General features: G+C 69.4%; 18 protein-coding genes. 17 read left to right on the top strand and 1 reads right to left on the bottom strand.

Annotation, left to right across the window (positions count from 1 at the left end):
- The first annotated feature begins 61 nt into the window (after positions 1-61).
- From AC1DYD_RS36245 to ydiK, 16 genes are all read left to right on the top strand, one after another.
- Positions 62-1,249, top strand: a complete 1,188-nt coding sequence (locus AC1DYD_RS36245; RefSeq protein ID WP_478177581.1) for a lipid-transfer protein — start codon at positions 62-64, stop codon at positions 1,247-1,249.
- Complete coding sequence (locus AC1DYD_RS36240; RefSeq protein WP_478177567.1) at positions 1,246-1,689, top strand: MaoC family dehydratase N-terminal domain-containing protein; 444 nt, start codon at positions 1,246-1,248, stop codon at positions 1,687-1,689. Before AC1DYD_RS36245 ends, AC1DYD_RS36240 begins: the two co-directional genes overlap by 4 nt.
- A gap of 14 nt (positions 1,690-1,703) precedes the next feature.
- Complete coding sequence (locus tag AC1DYD_RS36235; RefSeq protein ID WP_478177566.1) at positions 1,704-2,132, top strand: MaoC family dehydratase; 429 nt, start codon at positions 1,704-1,706, stop codon at positions 2,130-2,132.
- Positions 2,133-2,152: 20 nt separating this feature from the next.
- Complete coding sequence (locus AC1DYD_RS36230) at positions 2,153-2,980, top strand: SDR family NAD(P)-dependent oxidoreductase (protein ID WP_478177565.1); 828 nt, start codon at positions 2,153-2,155, stop codon at positions 2,978-2,980.
- Between the two features lie 17 nt (positions 2,981-2,997).
- On the top strand, positions 2,998-4,134 hold the full coding sequence (locus AC1DYD_RS36225; protein WP_478177580.1) for an acyl-CoA dehydrogenase family protein: 1,137 nt from the start codon (positions 2,998-3,000) through the stop codon (positions 4,132-4,134).
- Positions 4,131-5,816, top strand: coding sequence for a long-chain-fatty-acid--CoA ligase (locus AC1DYD_RS36220; protein WP_478177564.1), 1,686 nt, complete (start codon positions 4,131-4,133; stop codon positions 5,814-5,816). The genes AC1DYD_RS36225 and AC1DYD_RS36220 overlap by 4 nt, the downstream gene beginning before the upstream one ends.
- A complete protein-coding gene (locus AC1DYD_RS36215) occupies positions 5,813-6,616 on the top strand; it encodes an enoyl-CoA hydratase/isomerase family protein (RefSeq protein ID WP_478177563.1) in 804 nt (267 codons plus the stop codon). Before AC1DYD_RS36220 ends, AC1DYD_RS36215 begins: the two co-directional genes overlap by 4 nt.
- Positions 6,613-7,014, top strand: a complete 402-nt coding sequence (locus AC1DYD_RS36210; RefSeq protein ID WP_478177562.1) for a Zn-ribbon domain-containing OB-fold protein — start codon at positions 6,613-6,615, stop codon at positions 7,012-7,014. The genes AC1DYD_RS36215 and AC1DYD_RS36210 overlap by 4 nt, the downstream gene beginning before the upstream one ends.
- Entirely contained in the window at positions 7,011-8,189 is a 1,179-nt protein-coding gene (locus AC1DYD_RS36205; RefSeq protein ID WP_478177561.1) for a thiolase, read from the top strand. The genes AC1DYD_RS36210 and AC1DYD_RS36205 overlap by 4 nt, the downstream gene beginning before the upstream one ends.
- Before the next feature lie 85 nt (positions 8,190-8,274).
- Entirely contained in the window at positions 8,275-9,249 is a 975-nt protein-coding gene (locus AC1DYD_RS36200) for a Bug family tripartite tricarboxylate transporter substrate binding protein (RefSeq protein WP_478177560.1), read from the top strand.
- 137 nt (positions 9,250-9,386) lie between these two features.
- Positions 9,387-11,090: a SpoIIE family protein phosphatase gene (locus AC1DYD_RS36195; RefSeq protein WP_478177559.1), complete on the top strand. Its 1,704-nt coding sequence runs from the start codon at positions 9,387-9,389 to the stop codon at positions 11,088-11,090.
- Positions 11,087-13,552, top strand: a complete 2,466-nt coding sequence (locus AC1DYD_RS36190; RefSeq protein WP_478177558.1) for a PAS domain-containing hybrid sensor histidine kinase/response regulator — start codon at positions 11,087-11,089, stop codon at positions 13,550-13,552. Before AC1DYD_RS36195 ends, AC1DYD_RS36190 begins: the two co-directional genes overlap by 4 nt.
- 196 nt (positions 13,553-13,748) lie before the next feature.
- Positions 13,749-14,438 carry a glutathione S-transferase family protein gene (locus tag AC1DYD_RS36185; protein WP_478177557.1) on the top strand — a complete coding sequence of 230 codons (690 nt, stop codon included), beginning with the start codon at positions 13,749-13,751 and terminating at the stop codon, positions 14,436-14,438.
- Between the two features lie 173 nt (positions 14,439-14,611).
- Positions 14,612-15,292 carry a cyclase family protein gene (locus tag AC1DYD_RS36180; RefSeq protein WP_478177556.1) on the top strand — a complete coding sequence of 227 codons (681 nt, stop codon included), beginning with the start codon at positions 14,612-14,614 and terminating at the stop codon, positions 15,290-15,292.
- A gap of 115 nt (positions 15,293-15,407) precedes the next feature.
- Positions 15,408-15,635, top strand: a complete 228-nt coding sequence (locus AC1DYD_RS36175) for a hypothetical protein (RefSeq protein WP_478177555.1) — start codon at positions 15,408-15,410, stop codon at positions 15,633-15,635.
- A gap of 103 nt (positions 15,636-15,738) precedes the next feature.
- Positions 15,739-16,812: an AI-2E family transporter YdiK gene (gene ydiK, locus AC1DYD_RS36170; protein WP_478177554.1), complete on the top strand. Its 1,074-nt coding sequence runs from the start codon at positions 15,739-15,741 to the stop codon at positions 16,810-16,812.
- 29 nt (positions 16,813-16,841) lie between these two features.
- Here ydiK and AC1DYD_RS36165 read toward each other — a convergent pair whose 3' ends face one another.
- Positions 16,842-17,024 (bottom strand): hypothetical protein, encoded by a 183-nt coding sequence (locus AC1DYD_RS36165; RefSeq protein ID WP_478177553.1) that lies wholly within the window; start codon positions 17,022-17,024, stop codon positions 16,842-16,844.
- Between the two features lie 62 nt (positions 17,025-17,086).
- Here AC1DYD_RS36165 and AC1DYD_RS36160 point away from each other — a divergent pair, with 62 nt between their 5' ends.
- Entirely contained in the window at positions 17,087-17,911 is an 825-nt protein-coding gene (locus tag AC1DYD_RS36160; RefSeq protein ID WP_478177552.1) for an IclR family transcriptional regulator, read from the top strand.
- The last annotated feature ends 214 nt before the right edge of the window (positions 17,912-18,125 follow it).

Genomic DNA, 18,125 nt, shown 5'->3' with positions numbered 1-18,125 from the left:
GCCCATCGCCCGAGACTTGCCCCATCGTCCCCAGTTCCATCGAGGAGTTTCCATGACGCGTATGCAGCGCCCCGTCCATGTGGTCGGCGTGGGCATGATCCCCTTCACCAAGCCCGGCGCCAGCGACCCCTACACCGTGATGGGCGCGCGCGCCGCACGGCTCGCGCTCGACGATGCCGGCGTCGACTATTCGCTCGTGCAGCAAGCCTACGTCGGCTATGTCTACGGCGATTCCACAGCCGGCCAGGCAGCGATCTACGGCGTCGGCCTGACCGGCATCCCGGTCTTCAATCTCAACAACAACTGCTCCACCGGATCGAGCGCGCTGTTCCTCGCGCGCCAGGCGGTCGAGAGCGGGATGGTCGAATGCGCGATCGCGCTCGGCTTCGAGCAGATGCAGCCCGGCGCGCTCAAGGGCGCCTACGACGACCGGCCGTCGCCGATGGCGCGCTTCGCCGAAGCGATGACCGAGAAGCAGGGCTTCGTCCCCGAAGCGCCGCGCGCGGCGCAGTTCTTCGGCGGCGCCGGCCGCGACTACATGGCGCAGCACGGCATCCGCCGCGACACCTTCGGTCGCATCGCGGTGAAGGCGCGCCAGCATGCGGCGCGCAACCCGCTCGCGGTGTTCCGCCAGACGCTGACGCTCGACGAGGTGATGGCCTCGGCGCCGGTGTTCGATCCGCTCACGCGTTTCCAGTGCTGCCCGCCCACCTGCGGCGCCGCCGCCGCGATCGTCTGCTCGGCCGAGTTCGCGAAGAAGCACGGCCTGGACATGCGGGTGGTGATCGCGGCACAGGCGATGACCACCGACACGGCCTCGACCTTCGACAGCCAGGACATGCGCAAGGTGGTGGGCTACGACATGACGGCCGCGGCGGCGCTTCAGGTGTATGAAGCCGCCGGCATCGGCCCCGAGGAACTCGACGTGGTGGAACTGCACGACTGCTTCACCGCCAACGAGCTGATCACTTACGAGGCGCTGGGCCTGACGCCCGAGGGCACGGCCGAGCGCTTCATCGTCGAGGGCGACAACACCTACGGTGGCCGGGTCGTGACCAATCCCTCGGGCGGCCTGCTGTCCAAGGGCCATCCGCTCGGCGCCACCGGGCTCGCCCAATGCGCGGAACTGGTGTGGCAGCTGCGCGGCCAGGCCGAGCAGCGTCAGGTGGAAGGCGCGCGGCTCGCGCTGCAGCACAACCTGGGCCTGGGCGGCGCCTGCGTCGTGACGCTCTACCAGTCGGCGCAATGATCGACCGCCGCCACATCGGCCATACGCTGCCGCCCTTCCAGGTGGAAGTGGAAAAGGGCCGCCTGCGCTTCTTCGCCAAGGCCACCGGCCAGACCGACCCCGTCTACATCGACGAGGCTGCCGCCCGCGCCGCGGGACATCCGGGCCTGCCGGTGCCGCCCACCTTCCTGTTCTGCCTCGAGATGGAGGCCCCCGATCCCGCCGCCGTCCGCGAGCTGCTGGGCATGGACTACCGCAGCCTGCTGCACGGCGAGCAGGGCTTCAGCTACCACGCGATGGCCTATGCCGGCGACACGCTGACCTACGAGCAGCGCATCGCCGACATCTACGACAAGAAGGGCGGGGCGCTCGAGTTCGTGCTGCGCACCACCCGCGTGACCAACCAGCGCGCCGCGCTGGTGGCCGATCTGCGCTGCGTGACCGTGGTGCGCCATTCATGAGCGGAGGCCTGCCGATGAGCGCCATCACCCTGCCTGACTGGGACACGCTGCAGCCGGGCGACACACTGCCCGCGCTCGAGCTGCCGGCCATCAGCCGCCTCACGCTGGCGCTTTACTGCGGCGCCTCCGGCGACCACAACCCGATCCACGTCGACACCGACTTCGCGCGCGCGGCCGGCATGCCCGACGTGTTCGCGCACGGCATGCTGTCGGCCGCGTGGCTGGGCCGGCTGCTGACGCACTGGGTCCCGCAGTCGGCGATCCGATCGCTGGACCTGCGCTTCGCCGCCATCACCCAGGTCGGCGAGCGCATCCGCTGCACCGGCCGGATCGCCGAGAAGTTCGAGCACGAAGGCCGGCGCTGCGTGCGACTGCATGTAGCGACCACCAACCAGCATGGCGCCCCCAGGCTGACCGGCGAGGCGCTGGTCGCCTGGCCGTGAAACCGAAAAAAGGAAGAGACATGAACCGAAAACTCGAAGGCAAGGTCGCCATCGTCTCCGGCTCCGGCCGCGGCATCGGGCGCGAGATCGCGCTCAAGCTGGCCAGCGATGGCGCGCGCGTGGTCATCAACGACCTCGATGCCGATCCGGCCGCGCAGACGGTCGCCGAGATCGTGGCGGCGGGCGGCAGCGCCATCGCCTGCGCCGGCAGCGTGACCGACGCCGGCTTTGCCGACCGCTTCGTGAGCACGGCCGTCGAGAGCTACGGCGGCCTCGACATCATCGTCAACAACGCCGGCTACACCTGGGACAACGTGGTGCAGAAGATGAGCGACGCGCAGTGGGAAGCGATGCTGGCCGTGCACCTGACCGCGCCCTTCCGGATCCTGCGCGCGGCCTCCGGCTTCATCCGCGATGCCGCCCGGCGCGAAGCCGACGAGGGGCGCGAGCTGTTCCGCAAGGTGGTCAACATCTCGTCCACTTCCGGCGTGTACGGCAACGCGGGGCAGGCCAACTACGCGGCCGCCAAGGCCGGCATCAACGGCCTGACCAAGGCGATGGCCAAGGAATGGGGCCGCTACAAGGTCAATGTCAACAGCGTCGCCTTCGGCCTGATCAAGACCCGGCTGACCGAGGCGGATGCCGCCGCGGGCGCCAGCATCGACATCGAGGGCCGGCAGATCAGGGTCGGCGTCAATCCGCAGATCCTCAAGAACGCCGAGGCCCTGATTCCGCTGGGCCGCGGCGGCACGCCCCAGGAAGCGGCCGGCGCGGTCTACATGTTCTGCATCCCGGAATCGAACTACGTCAGCGGGCAGGTGCTGGTCTGCGGGGGCGGTCGGCCGTGAGTGCGAGCCGCGCCTGGATGACGCCGGAACTGGAGATGCTGCGCGACAGCGCGCGCCGCTTCTTCGAGCGCGAGTGCGTTCCCAACGAGACGCGCTGGCGCGCCCAGCACCACGCGGACCGCAACATCTGGACGAAGGCCGGCGCGGCCGGCCTGCTGTGCGCCAGCATCCCCGAGGAATACGGCGGCGGCGGCGGCAGCTTCCTGCACGAGGCCGTGGTCTGCGAGGAGCAGATGCGCGCGATGGCGCAGAGCTTCAGCAACAACGTGCACAGCGGCATCGTGGCCCACTACCTGCTTGCCTACGGCACCGAGGAACAGAAGCGCCGCTGGCTGCCGCGCATGGCGACCGGCGAGCTGGTCGCGGCGATCGCGATGACCGAGCCCGGCGCCGGCACCGACCTGCAGCGCATCAAGACGCAGGCGCGGCGCGATGGCGATCATTGGCGCATCACCGGCAGCAAGACCTTTATCACCAACGGCATGCACGCCGGGCTGGTCTGCGTCGCGGCCAAGACGGATGCGGCAGGCGGCTCGAAGGGCATCTCGCTGCTGATGGTCGAGACCGAAGGCACGCCGGGCTTCCGCCGTGGCCCGCTGCTCGACAAGATGGGCCAGAAGACGCTGGACACCACCGAGCTGTTCTTCGACGACGTGCGGGTGAACGCGGACAACCTGCTCGGCGGCGAGGAAGGCCGCGGCTTCGGGCAGCTCATGCAGCAGCTGCCGCGCGAGCGCCTGCTGATCGCGGTCGGCGCGGTCGCGACCATGCAGCGCGCGATCGCCGAGACCGTGGCCTACGTGCGCGACCGCCAGGTCTTCGGCGAGCCGCTGCTCAAGATGCAGAACACCCGCTTCAAGCTGGCCGAGTGCGAGACCCAGGCGCAGGTTTCGCGCGCCTTCGTCGACGACTGCATCGCGCGCCTGATGGCCGGCCAGCTCGACGTACCGACCGCGGCGATGGCCAAGTGGTGGACCACCGACGCCTGCTGCCGCATCGTCGACGAGTGCCTGCAGCTGCACGGCGGCTACGGCTTCATGAACGCGTACCCGATCGCGCGGCTCTATGCCGACGTGCGTGTCGGCCGCATTTATGGAGGTGCCAACGAAGTGATGAAGGAGATCATCGCCCGGGCCCTGGAGCGGCAAGCATGAACACAGCGCGGCACTTGCGCTTCTGGCCCAAGGGCGTGGCGCGCGAGCTGCGCGTGCCGCGTGCAACCCTGCCCGAGTACCTGGACACGGCGGCGCGCCGCTTCCCCGACAAGCCGGCGATCGCCTACTGCGGCGCGACGACCACCTATGCCGAGCTGCGCCGGCGGGTCGACGCACTGGCCGGCTACCTGCAGCAGCGGCTGGGCGTCGCGCCGGGCGACCGTGTGCTGCTGGCGAGCCAGAACTGCCCGCAGTTCGTCATCGCCTTCTATGCCGTCATGCGCGCCGGTGCCGTGGTGGTGCCGGTGAACCCGATGAGCAAGGCCGCGGAGGTGCGCCACTACGCGGTCGACAGCGGCGCCCGCGTCGCCGTTGCCGCGCAGGATCTGCTGCCTGCACTGGCGCTGGGCGAGTGCGAAGGCGAGCTGCGCCACGTCCTCGTCCATGCCTACTCGGATGCCATCGCCGCGCCGTCGACCGACGACGCATGGCCCGACTGGGTCACCGCGCCGCGCGCAAGCCTCGACCACGCGTCGCTGCACGGCTTCGAGCAGGCGGTCGCGCTGGCCCTGGCGCCCGCCACCGAGTCCCTGTCCCCCGACGATCTCGCCGTCCTGCCCTACACCTCCGGCACCACCGGCCTCGCCAAGGGTTGCATGCACACGCACGCCACGCTGCTGGCCTCGCTGGCCTCCTCGGCGGTCTGGAAGCAGCTGCACGTGGAAACCGTGACGCTGGCGGTCGCGCCGCTCTTCCACATGCTGGGCCTGCAGAACGGCATGAACCTGCCGATCTTCCTCGGCGCCACGGCCGTGATGATGCCGCGCTGGGATCCCGCGATGGCCGCGCGCCTGATCGAGCGCCATGCGGTCAGCGCCTGGTCGGCGCCGCCGGCAATGGTGATCGACCTGTTCTCGCATGCCGAGGCGCAGCGCCGCGACCTGTCCAGCCTGGCCCTGCTGTCGGGCGGCGGCGCCGCGATGCCCGAAGCGGTTTCGGCCATGCTGTCGCAGCGCTACGGCCTGGCCTACAACGAGGGCTACGGCCTGACCGAGACCGCCTCCTTCCTGCATGCCAACCCGCTCGCGCGTGGCAAGCGCCAGTGCCTGGGCATGCCGACGCAGGGTGTCGAATCGCGCATCGTCGACCCGGTCAGCCTCGAGCCGTTGCCGCCCGGCGAGGTGGGCGAACTGGTCACGCGCGGCGCGCAGTTGATGAAAGGCTACTGGCGCAATCCGGCGGCCGACCGCGAAGCCTTCGTCGAGATCGACGGCCGGCGCTTCTTCCGCACCGGCGACCTGGCCTCGATGGACGAGGAGGGCTACTTCTTCCTGCGCGACCGCCTCAAGCGGATGATCAACGCGTCCGGCTACAAGGTCTGGCCCACCGAGGTCGAGAACGCGATGTACGAGCATCCGGCGATCCACGAGGCCTGCGTGATCGCGGTGCCGGACGGCAAGCGCGGCGAGACCGTCAAGGCGCTGGTGGTGCTGAAGCCGCAGCAGCGCGGCCGTGTCGGCGAAGAGGACATCGTGGCCTGGTGCCGCGAGCGCATGGCGGTCTACAAGGCGCCCCGCGTCGTCGAGTTCCTCGACAGCCTGCCGAAGTCCGGCACCGGAAAGATTCTCTGGCGCGAGCTGCAGGAAGCGCATCGCGCCGCCGCCACGGAGCCCCATCCATGAACGAATTCACGACGCTGCGCTTCGAGCGCCACGGCGGCACCGCCGTGCTGACGCTGGACATGCCGGCCAACCGCAACGCCTTCAGCGCCGCCTTGCGCGACGAACTGGCCCAGGTCATCGCGCAGGTGCGCGGCGACGCCGAGGTCCGCGCGCTGGTGCTGACCGGCGCCAACGGCCAGTTCTGCTCCGGCGGCGACCTGCGCGGCATCGCCGACGCCGGGCTCGACAACGCGGGCTGGCGCGCCCGCATGCAGGGCACGCAGCGCTGGTTCAGCGACCTGATCCTCATGGACAAGCCGGTCATCGCGGCGGTCGACGGCGCCGCCTACGGCGCCGGCTTCAGCCTGGCGCTGGCCGCCGACTTCGTGCTGGCGACACCGCGCGCGCGCTTCTGCATGTCCTTCCTCAAGCTGGGCCTGGTGCCGGACTGCGGGGCCTTCTACCTGCTGCCGCGCGTGGTGGGCGCCCAGCGGGCACGCGAACTGATGCTGTCGGCGCGCGAGGTCGGCGCCGCCGAGGCCCGCGATCTCGGCATCGCGATGGAGCTGCACGACGCCGACCAGCTCATGCCGCGCGCGCTGGCCCTGGCCGAGAGCTTCGCGGGTGCGTCGCCGCTGGCCGTGAGCCTGGTGAAGCGCGCCACCGGCGATGCCGGGGCGCTGGCCGCACTGCTCGACGCCGAGGCGAACGCGCAGGCGCTGGCCTTCGGCAGCGCCGAGCACCGCGACGCGGTGCAGCGCTTTCTCGACAAGCAGCCGCTGCCGTTCCAGTGGCCCACGAACAAGGAGCATGCAGCATGAACGGCAACCCCTCCGAAGTCACCATCGGCGTGCAGGACTTCCACCAGCGCGAGCTCGATGCCGGCCGGTTCCTGATCCAGCGCTGCGCCGATTGCAGTCGCCACGTCTACTACCCGCGCGAGAGCTGCCCGCATTGCGGCAGCACGGCGCTCGAATGGACGGCGCCCGGCGGGCTCGGCACCGTGCATGCCGTGACCACCGTGCGGCGCAAGCCCGCGGACGGCGGCGACCTCAATGTCAGCCTGATCGACCTCGACGAAGGCGTGCGGCTCATGAGCCGCGTCGACAAGCTCTCGCCCGATGCCGTGCGCATCGGCCAGCGCGTCAAGGCCCGGGTGCAGCTGAAAGATGGGCGCGGCCTGCTGCTGTTCGACGCCCTCGAGGGAGCCGGGAAATGAGCGCCGGACTGAAGGCATTGCGCGGCAGCGCCGCCATCGTGGGTGTCGCCACCTTCGGCTGCGGCGAGGCGCCCGGCTTCACCGACATGGAGCTGCTGGCGCGCTCGGCCCGGGCGGCCGTGGCCGATGCCGGCCTCGCGATGAGCGACATCGACGGGCTGTGCAGCGCCAGTGCTTCGGCCGCGATGTGGGCCTTGCCGGTGGTCGAGTACCTCGGCCTGAATCCTCGCTACATCGACGGCACGATGCTGGGCGGCAGCAGCTTCATCGCGCACCTGCTGCCGGCGATGCAGGCGATCCGCTCCGGCCAGTGCAGCGCGGTGCTGGTCTGCTACGGCAGCGCGCAGCGCAGCGCCGCCTTCGGCCGGCGCGAGATCGTTGCGGCGCGCCGCTTCCTCGATCCGCAGCCCTACGAGCATCCCTACGAGCCGATGCTGCCGGTGTCCGCCTATGCCCTGGCCGCCTCGCGCCACATGCACGCGTTCGGCAGCACGCGCGAGCAGCTGGCCGACGTGGCGGTGGCGGCGCGCGCCTGGGCGCGGCTCAACCCGGAAGCCTTCATGCGCGAGCCGCTCGCGCGCGAGGACGTGCTGGCCGCCCGCATGGTCTCGGACCCGCTGACCGTACGCGACTGCTGCCTGGTGACCGATGGCGGCGGCGCGTTCGTGCTGGTGAGCGCGCAGCGCGCCAGGGACCTGCCGAAGAAGCCGGTCTACGTGCTCGGCAACGCCACCGCGGTGTGGAACCGGCAGATCTCCTCGATGGCGGACCTCACGGTCACGGCGGCCAGCCAGTCGGGCCGCGAGGCCTTCGCGATGGCGGGGCTCGCGCCGGCGGACATGGGCGTCGTACAGCTGTACGACGCCTTCACGATCAACACGCTGCTGTTCCTCGAAGACCTGGGCTTCTGCCCCAAGGGAGAGGCCGGCCGCTTCGTCGCCGACGGCGCCATCGCGCCCGGCGGCCGACTGCCGGTCAACACCAACGGCGGTGGCCTGTCCTGCGTGCACCCCGGCATGTACGGCATCTTCGCGCTGATCGAGGCGGTGCGGCAGCTGCGCGGCGAAGCCGGCGAACGGCAGGTGGCGGGCGTGCGCACCGCGCTCGCGCACGGCAACGGCGGCATGCTGTCGAGCCAGGCCACCGCGATCCTCGGCACCGCCGAGACGCTCTGAACGATCACATGACAGCGACATCGCCGGCAACCCTTGCATGAAGCGATGCGCCGGATTTTTCAACCCTTCCTGAGGAGACAAGCCCATGGAGACATCGATGCTGCGCAGGCTCTGCGTTGCGGCCGGACTGGCAAGCCTGCTGGCCGTTCCGGCGCTGGCGCAAACGAGCTATCCCAGCCAGCCGCTGAAGCTGATCGTGCCGTATCCCGCCGGCGGTGCCACCGACTCGCTGGCGCGCACCGTCGCGCAGAAGCTTCAGGAAGCCTGGGGGCAGGCGGCGATGGTGGAGAACCGTCCCGGCGCCGGTGGCACCATCGGCAACCAGGTCGTGGTCAGGGCGCCGCCCGACGGCCACACGATGCTGATCGGCATCACGGCGCTGATCCAGCAGCCGCCGCTCATGGACAAGCTCCCCTACGATCCGCTCAAGGACCTGGCGCCGGTCACGATCATCGCGCGCAGCCCGAGCCTGCTGGCGGTGCCGCTCGATTCGCCCGCCAAGACCCTGCAGGACTTCATCAAGATGGTGAAGGCCAGCCCCGGCAAGTACAACTTCGGCAGCTACGGCGCCGGCACCTCGGCCCACATCCAGGGCGCGCTGCTGAACATGCAGGCCGGCATCGACCTGGTGCATGTGCCCTTCCAGGGTGCCGCGCCGCTGGTCACCAACCTGGTCGGCGGCCAGCTCGCCTCGGCCTTCATCGACAGCGCCAGCGCGCGGCCGCACCTGAAGTCGATGCGGCCCCTGGCCGTGACCGGCACCCAGCGCATGCCGGGGCTGCCAGACGTGCCGACCTTCGTCGAGCTGGGCTACCACTCCTTCGATCCCTACGGCTGGTTCGGCGTGTTCCTGCCGGCCGGGACGCCGGCGCCGGTGGTGCAGAAGCTGTCGGAAGAGATCAACCGCATCCTGCGCCTGCCGGAGGTCACGGCCAAGATCGAGGCGCTGGGCCTGCAGGTCGCGGGCGGCACGCCGGAAGCGTTCCGGAAGGTGCTGCGCGCGGACGCCGCGATCTACGCCAGGATCATCAAGGACGCCAACATCACGCTGACGCAGTGACGGGGGAGCCTTCGCGGAAGTTCGCTGCGCTCTGAAGCGGACATCTGCGCTGCCGCTTGTTGTCACAGTGGCTTGCCATCGCGCCCGCCGGCTCGGAGAATTCATCCTGCACGGCACTCTCGCTGCGAGAGGATGTGATGAACCTCGAGCCTGTCCCTTCCGTCGCGCTGGTGGTGGACGACGAGCCGGTGGCCCGCCTGATGGTGAAGCTGACACTGGAAAACCTCGGCTGCGCGCCGGTCCTGGAGGCGGCCGACGGAATCGCGGCGCAGGAGGTCCTGCGCGAGCGCCCGGACGTCGCCCTGGTGCTGACGGACATCATGATGCCGCGGATGGACGGCCTGGAACTGCTGCGCTGGGGACGCCAGGCGGTGCCCGATGCCATATGGATCGTCCTTTCGGGGCTGGAGACCTTCGACTCGGCGGTGGCCGCGATCCGGCTGGGGGCGTTCGACTTCCTGCCGAAGTCGCCGCGCTCGGAAGAAATGGGGGTCGCGGTGCGCAATGCGCTCGAGCGGCGGCAGCTGCTGGCTGACCGCGAGCAGCTGCACCGGGCGCTGCAGCGCAAGGTCTTCGAACTCGAGCAGACCTCCGAAGTGCTGCGCCGCGATCTCGAGCGCGCGGAGGTCATCCAGCGCGCCTTGCTGCCGCGCAGCCCGCCCCCCATGGAGGGCTACTGCATCCAGGCGGTCTACCGGCCGGGGCAACACGTGGGCGGCGATCTCTACGACGTGGTCCGGCTGGGCGAGCAGCACCTCGCCTTCTACCTGGCCGATGCCACCGGCCACGGGGTGACTTCGGCGATGCTCTCGGTGCTGTTCAAGCAGCTGCTCGTGTTGGTGGACCCGGCGACCGGCCTCCCGCTGCCGCCGGCGGAGGTGTTGGCCGCGGTGAACCGATCGATCTGCGAGGCGCACGCCGCGCCGGGCCTGTTCCTGACGGCCGTCTTCGGCCTGCTGGATACGTCGGACGCGAGCCTCACGCTGGCATCGGCGGGCCATCCGCCTGTGCTGCACGCACGCGATGGCCGCGAAACGCGCCTGATCCGCCGCACCGGGCCCGCGCTCGGGCTGGCGCCGGACGCGCACTTCCAGCAGGAGCGCCTCCAGCTCCTGGCGGGCGACCGGATCCTGCTTTACACCGACGGGCTCCTGCCCTCCGGGTCGGAACGCGAGCTGGAACTGCTGCAGCAGGTGCTCGCCGAACCGCTCTCCAGTGCCCAGAAAGTGATGGCTCAACTCCACGCGGGCGCGCCAGCGGGCGCGGACCGGGATGACGTGACCATCCTGCTGATCGACGCCCACGCCGGCGCCTCCTGGTTCGACAATGGCGCCGAGCGCCCCGCGGCTGCCGCATCCGGCGCGCCGCGGCCCGAGAGCGAGGCGGTGTTCTATGGCGAAACCGACCAGGCCGCCTACCTTGCGCTGCGCGGGCGGGCCAGCTGGGTGCATTGCGACGCCTTCCATGAAACGGCCCTGGCCGTGCTGGACGGGGGGCGCCCCCTGGTGCTGGACCTCTCCGGCTGCGAGTACATGGACAGCACCTGCCTCGGCACGGTGCACGAGCTGGTCGCCCGGGGCGGCGTGGTGCTCGCGGGGGTGAGGCCGGCCGTGCGCGCCCTGTTCGAGGAACTCAGCATGCAGCAGGTGCTGGCCGCGGTCCAGGACGACAGCCCCGCCGCGCCCGAGCTCTACGCGCTGGGCGCGGACGGCGACCAGGCCTCGGTGCAGAAGCGGATCCTGCACGCCCACGAGGCCCTTTCCGCGCTGAGCGAACCGAACCGCGAGGCGTTCAAGGAAGTCGTCGCGGCGCTCCGTGGCGAGCAAGGCGGGCCGAGATGACCGCCGCCATTCGCGTGCTGCATCTCGAGGACGACCCGGCCGATGCGGAGCGCATCCGGGCCAGGCTGCAGGACGAGGACCTTGGCTGTGATGTCGTGTGGGTGAAGACCCGGGAGGACTTCGTCTCCGCCCTGCATCGGCAAGCCTTCGACCTGATGCTGTCCGACTACGAAGTCGGCGGCCTGGAGATGCTGCGGCAGGTCCGGCAGCAGCGGCCGGAGCTGCCGCTGATCGTCATTTCCACCGCGATGACCGAGGACGAGGCGGTCGCTTGCATGAAGGCTGGCGCCACGGACTATGTCCTCAAGCGGCGGTTGCGGCGCTTGGGATTCTCGGTGCGGCGAGCGCTCGCCGAGCAAGTGCAGACGGCGGCGCTGCGCCGGGCGGAAGAAGAGCTGCGTGCCCTCAACGCCGACCTGGAGGCGCGGGTGCGCCTGCGCACCGCCGAACTGGAAACAGCCAATGCGTTCCTGAATTCGGTGATCCACCACATCCCCTATCAAGTCATGGTCAAGAACGCCATCGACCTGAAGCTCGTCCGCGCCAACCGCGCCATGGAGGAGTTGACGGGGCGCAGCGAGCAGGAGCTGCTCGGCAAGACGATTCACGACTTCGTCAGTTCCCCGGAGGAGGCCGACTTCTTCACGGCCAAGGACAAGGAAGCGCTGGCGCTGGGCCTGGAAGTGGACATCCCCGAGGAGACCCTTCATGCGCACGATGGCAGCGTGCACGTCCTCCACGCGAAGAAGATCCCGATCCTCGACGACGCCGGCCAGCCGCGCTACCTGCTGACCATGGCGGAAGACGTGACGGAGAGGAAGAAGAAGGAGCGTGAAATCGAGCGGCTGAATTCGGCCCTGGCGCAGCGCAGCGCCGAGGTGGAAGCCGCCAACCGCGCCAAGAGCACCTTCCTGGCCACCATGAGCCACGAGATCAGGACGCCCATGAACGGCGTCCTGGGCATGCTGGAACTGCTGAGCCTGACCGAACTGGACGCCGAGCAGCGCGAGACGCTCGGGCTGGTGCGGGAATCGAGCCGGTCGCTGCTGCGCATCATCGACGACATCCTCGATTTTTCGAAGATCGAGGCCGGCAAGCTGGAGATCCGCCCCGAGGTCGTCTCGATCAAGCGCCTGGTCGAGGAGGTGCAGAGCCTCTACCTGGGCAATGCCAGCAGCAAGGGCCTGATCGTCCGGCGGATGGTCGACCCGCGCATCAGTCCGGCGCTGCGGGTCGATCCGGTGCGCCTGCGCCAGATCCTCAACAACTTCGTCAGCAACGCGATCAAGTTCACCGCCGAGGGCTGGATCGACATCAACGTGCAATGGCTGGGGCGGGCGGAGGGGCAGGAAAGACTGCGGTTCGAGGTGAAGGACACTGGCATCGGCGTCTCTGCGGCGGATCAGCAGCGCCTGTTCCAGCCCTTCAGCCAGGCGGACGGTGACGAGGCCCGGCGGCGGCCGGGCGGCACCGGACTGGGACTGGTCATTTCCCGGCAGCTGGCGCAGATGATGGGAGGCACGGTCCGCATGGAAAGCGCGCCCGGGATGGGCACCACGATCATGCTGGAATTGTCGTTTCCGGTCGCCGAGCCCCTGCCAGGCAGCACTGCCGACGACGAGCGGGCGCTCACGACGGCCACGGTCGTGCGCCGCGTGGCGCCCGGCACCGCGCAGGCCGAGACGGAAGGAACGCTGGTGCTGCTGGTGGATGACCATCCCGTCAACCGCATGCTGATCCTGCGCCAGATGCGAACGCTGGGCTATGCCGCCAAGACGGCCGAAGACGGCGTCCAGGCCCTGGAGATGTGGAAGGCGGGTCGCTTCGGGCTGGTCATCACCGACTGTCACATGCCCCACATGGACGGCTACGAACTGGCGCGCAGCATCCGCAGCCTGGAATCCGACGCGGGGCGCGAGCGCATGCCGATCATCGCTTGCACAGCCAACGCGCTGCAGGGGGAGGCCGAGACGTGCTTGGCCGCCGGCATGGACGACTTCCTGGTCAAGCCGGTGGAATTGGCGCAGCTGACCGACAAGCTCGATCGATGGCTGCCGCTTCCCCGAGCCCCCTCGGCGTCCACCGCTCCCGCCGACGCGAGCCCGGAGGCCGGCCCCTGCGCCAGCCCGATCGACCAGGCGCTCCTCACGGCGAACTGCCTTGGCGACGCGGCGATGGTGGGCGAGGTGCTTGCCGCCTTCCGGCGAACTTGCGAAGACGACTCGGCCGGACTCAGGCAGGCGGTGGCCGCCGAAGACGTCCCCCAGGTCACCCAATGCGCCCACCGCATGGCGGGCGCCAGCAAGATGGTCGGTGCGCTCGCGTTCGCGGCCGCCTGCGAGGACATCGACCGCGCGGGCCGTATCGGCGACTGGAAGGCGGTTCTCGCCGGCATGTCGCCGTTCGAGCGGGAACGACTGCGCCTGGCTGCCTATTTCGAGGGCCGCAAGGAAATGGCTTAGATGCTATGAAGGACTGCCCCAAGGCGAGTCCCGTTAAGCTGGAACGGGAACTCCCAGTTATCGCTGGCACTGATGCACCAGATCCCGATGTACGCGCCGGGGACGCCCGAGGAGTACATTCCATTCGGGCGCTCGGGGACGCTGCCACGCGCGTGCTGGCGCTGAAGCCGGGTGAGAAGGCTCTGTTCTGAAGCTCATGACTGTTCCCACGCTGCACTACCATCCGCTCTCGTCCTATTGCCACAAGGTCCTGATCGCGGTCGACGTGTTGGGCGTCGAGATCGACAAGCGGCTGCTCGATCTGTCCGACCCCGTCGAGCGAGCGGCCTACCTGGCGCTTTGTCCCACGGGCAAGATGCCGCTGCTGGTCGACCAGGGCCGGCCCGTCCCCGAGACCAGCATCATCATCGAGCACCTGCAGCGCCACCATGCGCGCCCCGGCCGCACCCTCATCCCGCATGACCCGGACGCCGCGCTCGACGTGCGTCTGTGGGACCGGCTCTTCGACCTGTACGTGATGACCCCGATGCAGGTGTTCACCGCCGACCTTCTGCGGCCGCAAGGGGATCGCGACGCACACGGCGTGACTCGGGCGCGAGAAGGCCTGTCGTCGGCCTATGCGTTCATCGACCGCCAACTTGAAGGGCGAACCTGGGTGGCCGGCGATGCGTTCAGCATGGCCGACTGCGCCGCGGCGCCGGCCTTGTTCTATGCCGTGACCTACGTGCCCCTGTCGCCGCGGCACGTGCGCCTGGCTGCCTACTTCGAGCGGTTGATGGACCATCCATCGGTGGCGCTCACCATTGATCAGGCGCGGCCTTACTTCAAGTTCTATCCTGGGCGTGACGGTCTGTCTCGACGTTTCTTCGACCCGAAGGACACATGAGGTGCGCGCTGTCGCCGGCACCGTGCGCCTCGACCGCATGTTCTTCGCACTGACCGATTCGAGCGCCCTTGACCGCCCGCCCCTTGCATCCTATGGTGCCTCACGATCGGCACTGAGCGCGAGCCGCCAGCGCAACGCAGGTGTCTGCGCCGAAGTCAAGCGGGGATGAACAAATGTTTGTCGACCTCTCACACGTATTCCACGACGGGATGCCCGGCGTCCTCTTCAAGCAGGAAGACGGCGAAACAGTCGAACTCACGGCGCACATTCGACCCTACATGACGCATGCGCAGTCGCTCCCGCACTACGAGAACAAGGCCTCGTTCGAGATCTCCGACGTGGCATTCCAGAGCTCCGTCGGCACGAAGATGGATGCCCCGCGTCACCGTTTCGAAGGTGCGGACGATGTCGCTTCCATCGAACTCAGCCGCCTGGTGCTGGACGGCGTCGTCATCGACGCCCGGCGCGCGGGCCCCAGGCAGCAGCTGGGGTGGACGGACCTGCAGTTTCCCGAGCATCTCGCAGGCCGGGCAGTGCTCGTGAACTTCGACTGGGATCGCCATTGGGGAACGCAGACCTACCGATTGCACCCGTTCGTCTCGCCTGAAGTGGTGGCGCGGCTCTGCGATGCGGGAATCGCCCTGTTCGGGGTGGACTGCGCGAACGTCGACTCCACGCAGGATCCAGAACGTCCGGCGCATACCCGGTTTCTGAGGCAAGGCATCCTCATCGTGGAGAACCTCACCGGACTGTCTAGCCTGCACGGCGCGCCGTTCCGCTTTTTTTCCGTCCCGCTGAAGGCGAAGGATGCGGCCGCCTTCCCGGTCCGTGCTTTCGCGGAGCTTCGTCCATAACACAAGCGAAACCGCGTCTTGCCACGGGCCCGGGAGCGCTCAAGAGGCGCGCTCCGTGCTTCAGCTCGAACTCGCCGGTGTAAAGTCGGCTCCCCGATCCGAAGCAGGTGACTCCATGGCACGAACAAGCGAATGGGCGGCCAAGGTGCTGCTGCTCCTCAAGGGCGGCAACACCGACGCGGCCATCGCGCAGATCAAGGTCGCGCCGAGCGTGAAGGACATCCTCGCCCTCCGGGCGGCAATGGCCCAGGCCGGCCTGTCCGGGCGCTGGCGCGACCTCGACCAGACGATCGCGCAGAGCATCGATGCGCTGTCGGCGCCGCGCCTGCACCGCTCGCCCTGATCGAGCAGCCGGCTGCCCGCCGGTCCTCGGCTACGATGGCGCCACCGCCGCGGGCCGCCATCGCAAGGACCGCGGGGCATTCAGCGAAAAAGGGTGAAGCACCATGACCGACACGCGCTCGGACCTTGCCAAGATCACGTTCAGCGTGCTGACCATCGTCCTGCTCATCGGCTCCTCGCTCTGGATCCTGCGGCCGTTCCTCGGCGCGACCATCTGGGCCATCATGGTCGTGGTGGCCACCTGGCCCGCGCTGCTGTGGTTCGAGGCCCGGCTCTGGAAGCGGCGCAGCCTCGCGGTGCTGGTGATGATGCTGATCCTGCTGCTCCTGTTCGTGCTGCCGCTGACGATGGCGATCTCGACCATCGCGGCCAACGCCGACGAAGTCATCGCCTGGTTCAGGCTGCAGATCAGCAAGGGCCCGCCCCAGCTTCCCGACTGGATCGGCCGCCTGCCTTTCGTCGGGCCGAAGCTGATGCTGGCGTGGGACGAACTGGTGTCGTCGGGGGTTTCGGGCCTGGAGGCCAAGGTCACGCCCTATGCCTCGCGCGTCACGGGCTGGCTGTTCTCGCAGGCCGGCGTGGTGGGTGCGCTGACCCTGCAGTTCCTGCTGACCGTGGTCATTGCCGGCTTGATGTACGCGGGGGGCGAATCGGCGGCCCACGAGGCCCGGCGATTCGGCCGCCGGCTCGGCGGGCCGCGCGGCGAGGACGCCGTGGTGCTGGCGGGCAAGGCGATCCGGGGCGTGGCGCTCGGCGTGGGCGTGACGGCGATCGTCCAGGCCGTGGTGGGCGGCATCGGACTCGCCATCGCCGGCGTGCCCTTCGCGGCCCTGCTCACCGCGGTGATGTTCATGCTGTGCATCGTCCAGCTCGGGCCGACGCTGGTGCTGGCGCCGGCCACGGTCTGGGTCTTCTGGAATGGCTCGACCGGCTGGGCCATCTTCCTGCTGGTCTGGACGGTGATCGTCGGCACCATGGACAACTTCCTGCGCCCGATGCTGATCAAGCGCGGTGCCGACCTGCCGCTGCTGCTGATCTTCGCCGGGGTCATCGGCGGCCTGCTCGGCTTCGGGCTGGTCGGGATCTTCGTCGGCCCGGTCCTGCTGGCGGTGTCCTATACGCTGGCCAACGCCTGGCTCGACAGCGCCGAGCCGGCGGGGGGCGACACCGGGCTATAGCGCCGGGGCCCCGGCCTTCCGGGAGCCGATCACCAGAAGCGCCAGAACGGCCGGCGCCGTGGCGCAGCCTCTTCGAGATTGCCGGGCTCGGTCATGGCGCGATTGCGCATGTGCGGGCCGACGATGCGGCGGCGCGCTGGCGGCAGGCGCCCCGAAATTATGTCGACATCAGTGTAAACACCGTGTTTGACATTTTGGTTGTCACCGACCATCCGGGGGCGTATCGCGTTCCGTGACCTCAGGCCGATGGCGCGCAACTTGCATAAGGCACGCCATGACAGCCATCTCGCCTCGCCTACCCGGAAAGACAACCAGAGTCACCCGCATCGACCGGGACAGCGACGGCACCGTGCAGTCGCTCACGCGGGCCATGCAGTTGCTGGAACTCCTCGCCGAAGATGACGAGGGCTATCGGCTGGTCGACATCGCGGCGCACAGCGGGCTGTCTTCGTCCACGGCCCACCGCCTGCTCACGACACTCGAGCAACGGCGCTTCGTCCAGTTCGACCGCGAAACCAGCCTCTGGTATGTGGGCGTGCGCTGCTTCTCCGTCGGGGCCGCGTTCGCGCGGCGCCGGCGCATCGCCCATCTCGCGCTGCCGGTGATGCGGCGCCTGCGCGACAGCACCGGCGAGAGCATCAACCTGGGCATTGCCGATCTCGGCGACATCGTCTTCGTGACGCAGGTGGAAAGCCGCGAAACGATGCGCGCCATCGGCAAGCCGGGGTTCCGGGCGCCGCTGCACGGCACCGCGATGGGGCAGTCGATCCTGGCGGCGATGGCGGAGGACGACGTGCTGCAGTACCTGCGCACCTATGGCCTGCCGAAGCTGACCAACAACACCATTGCGCGCGCGTCGCGACTGCACGAGACGCTGGGCGAGGTACGCCGCGCAGGCCATGCGATCGATGACGAGCAGAACGCGGTCGGCCTGCGCTGCATTGCCGCCGCGATCCGCGACGAGCATGGCCAGCCCTTCGGCGCGATCTCGCTCGTCGGGCCGACGCAGCGTATCAAGAGCACCGATTTCGCACGGCTCGGCGCCACGGTGCGCGCGGCTGCCGACGAGATCACCTCCGCCTACGGCGGCCGGGTCTAGATCCAGCCCCCACGCTCCCTCACTGCGTGTGGTCGCTGCCCCCCGAGGGGGCCGCAGGCCGCCTTGGGGCGGCCCGGCGGCGGCCTGGGCCAGCCCCCACGCTCCCTCACTGCGTGTGGTCGCTGCCCCCCGAGGGGGCCGCAGGCCGCCTTGGGGCGGCCCGGCGSCGGCCTGGGCCRGCCCCCACGCTCCCTCACTGCGTGTGGTCGCTGCC

This window comes from Variovorax sp. P4_B11, from assembly GCF_056402355.1.
Note: the sequence above shows the minus strand (reverse complement) of the source record. Positions and strands in the feature narration are given on the sequence as shown.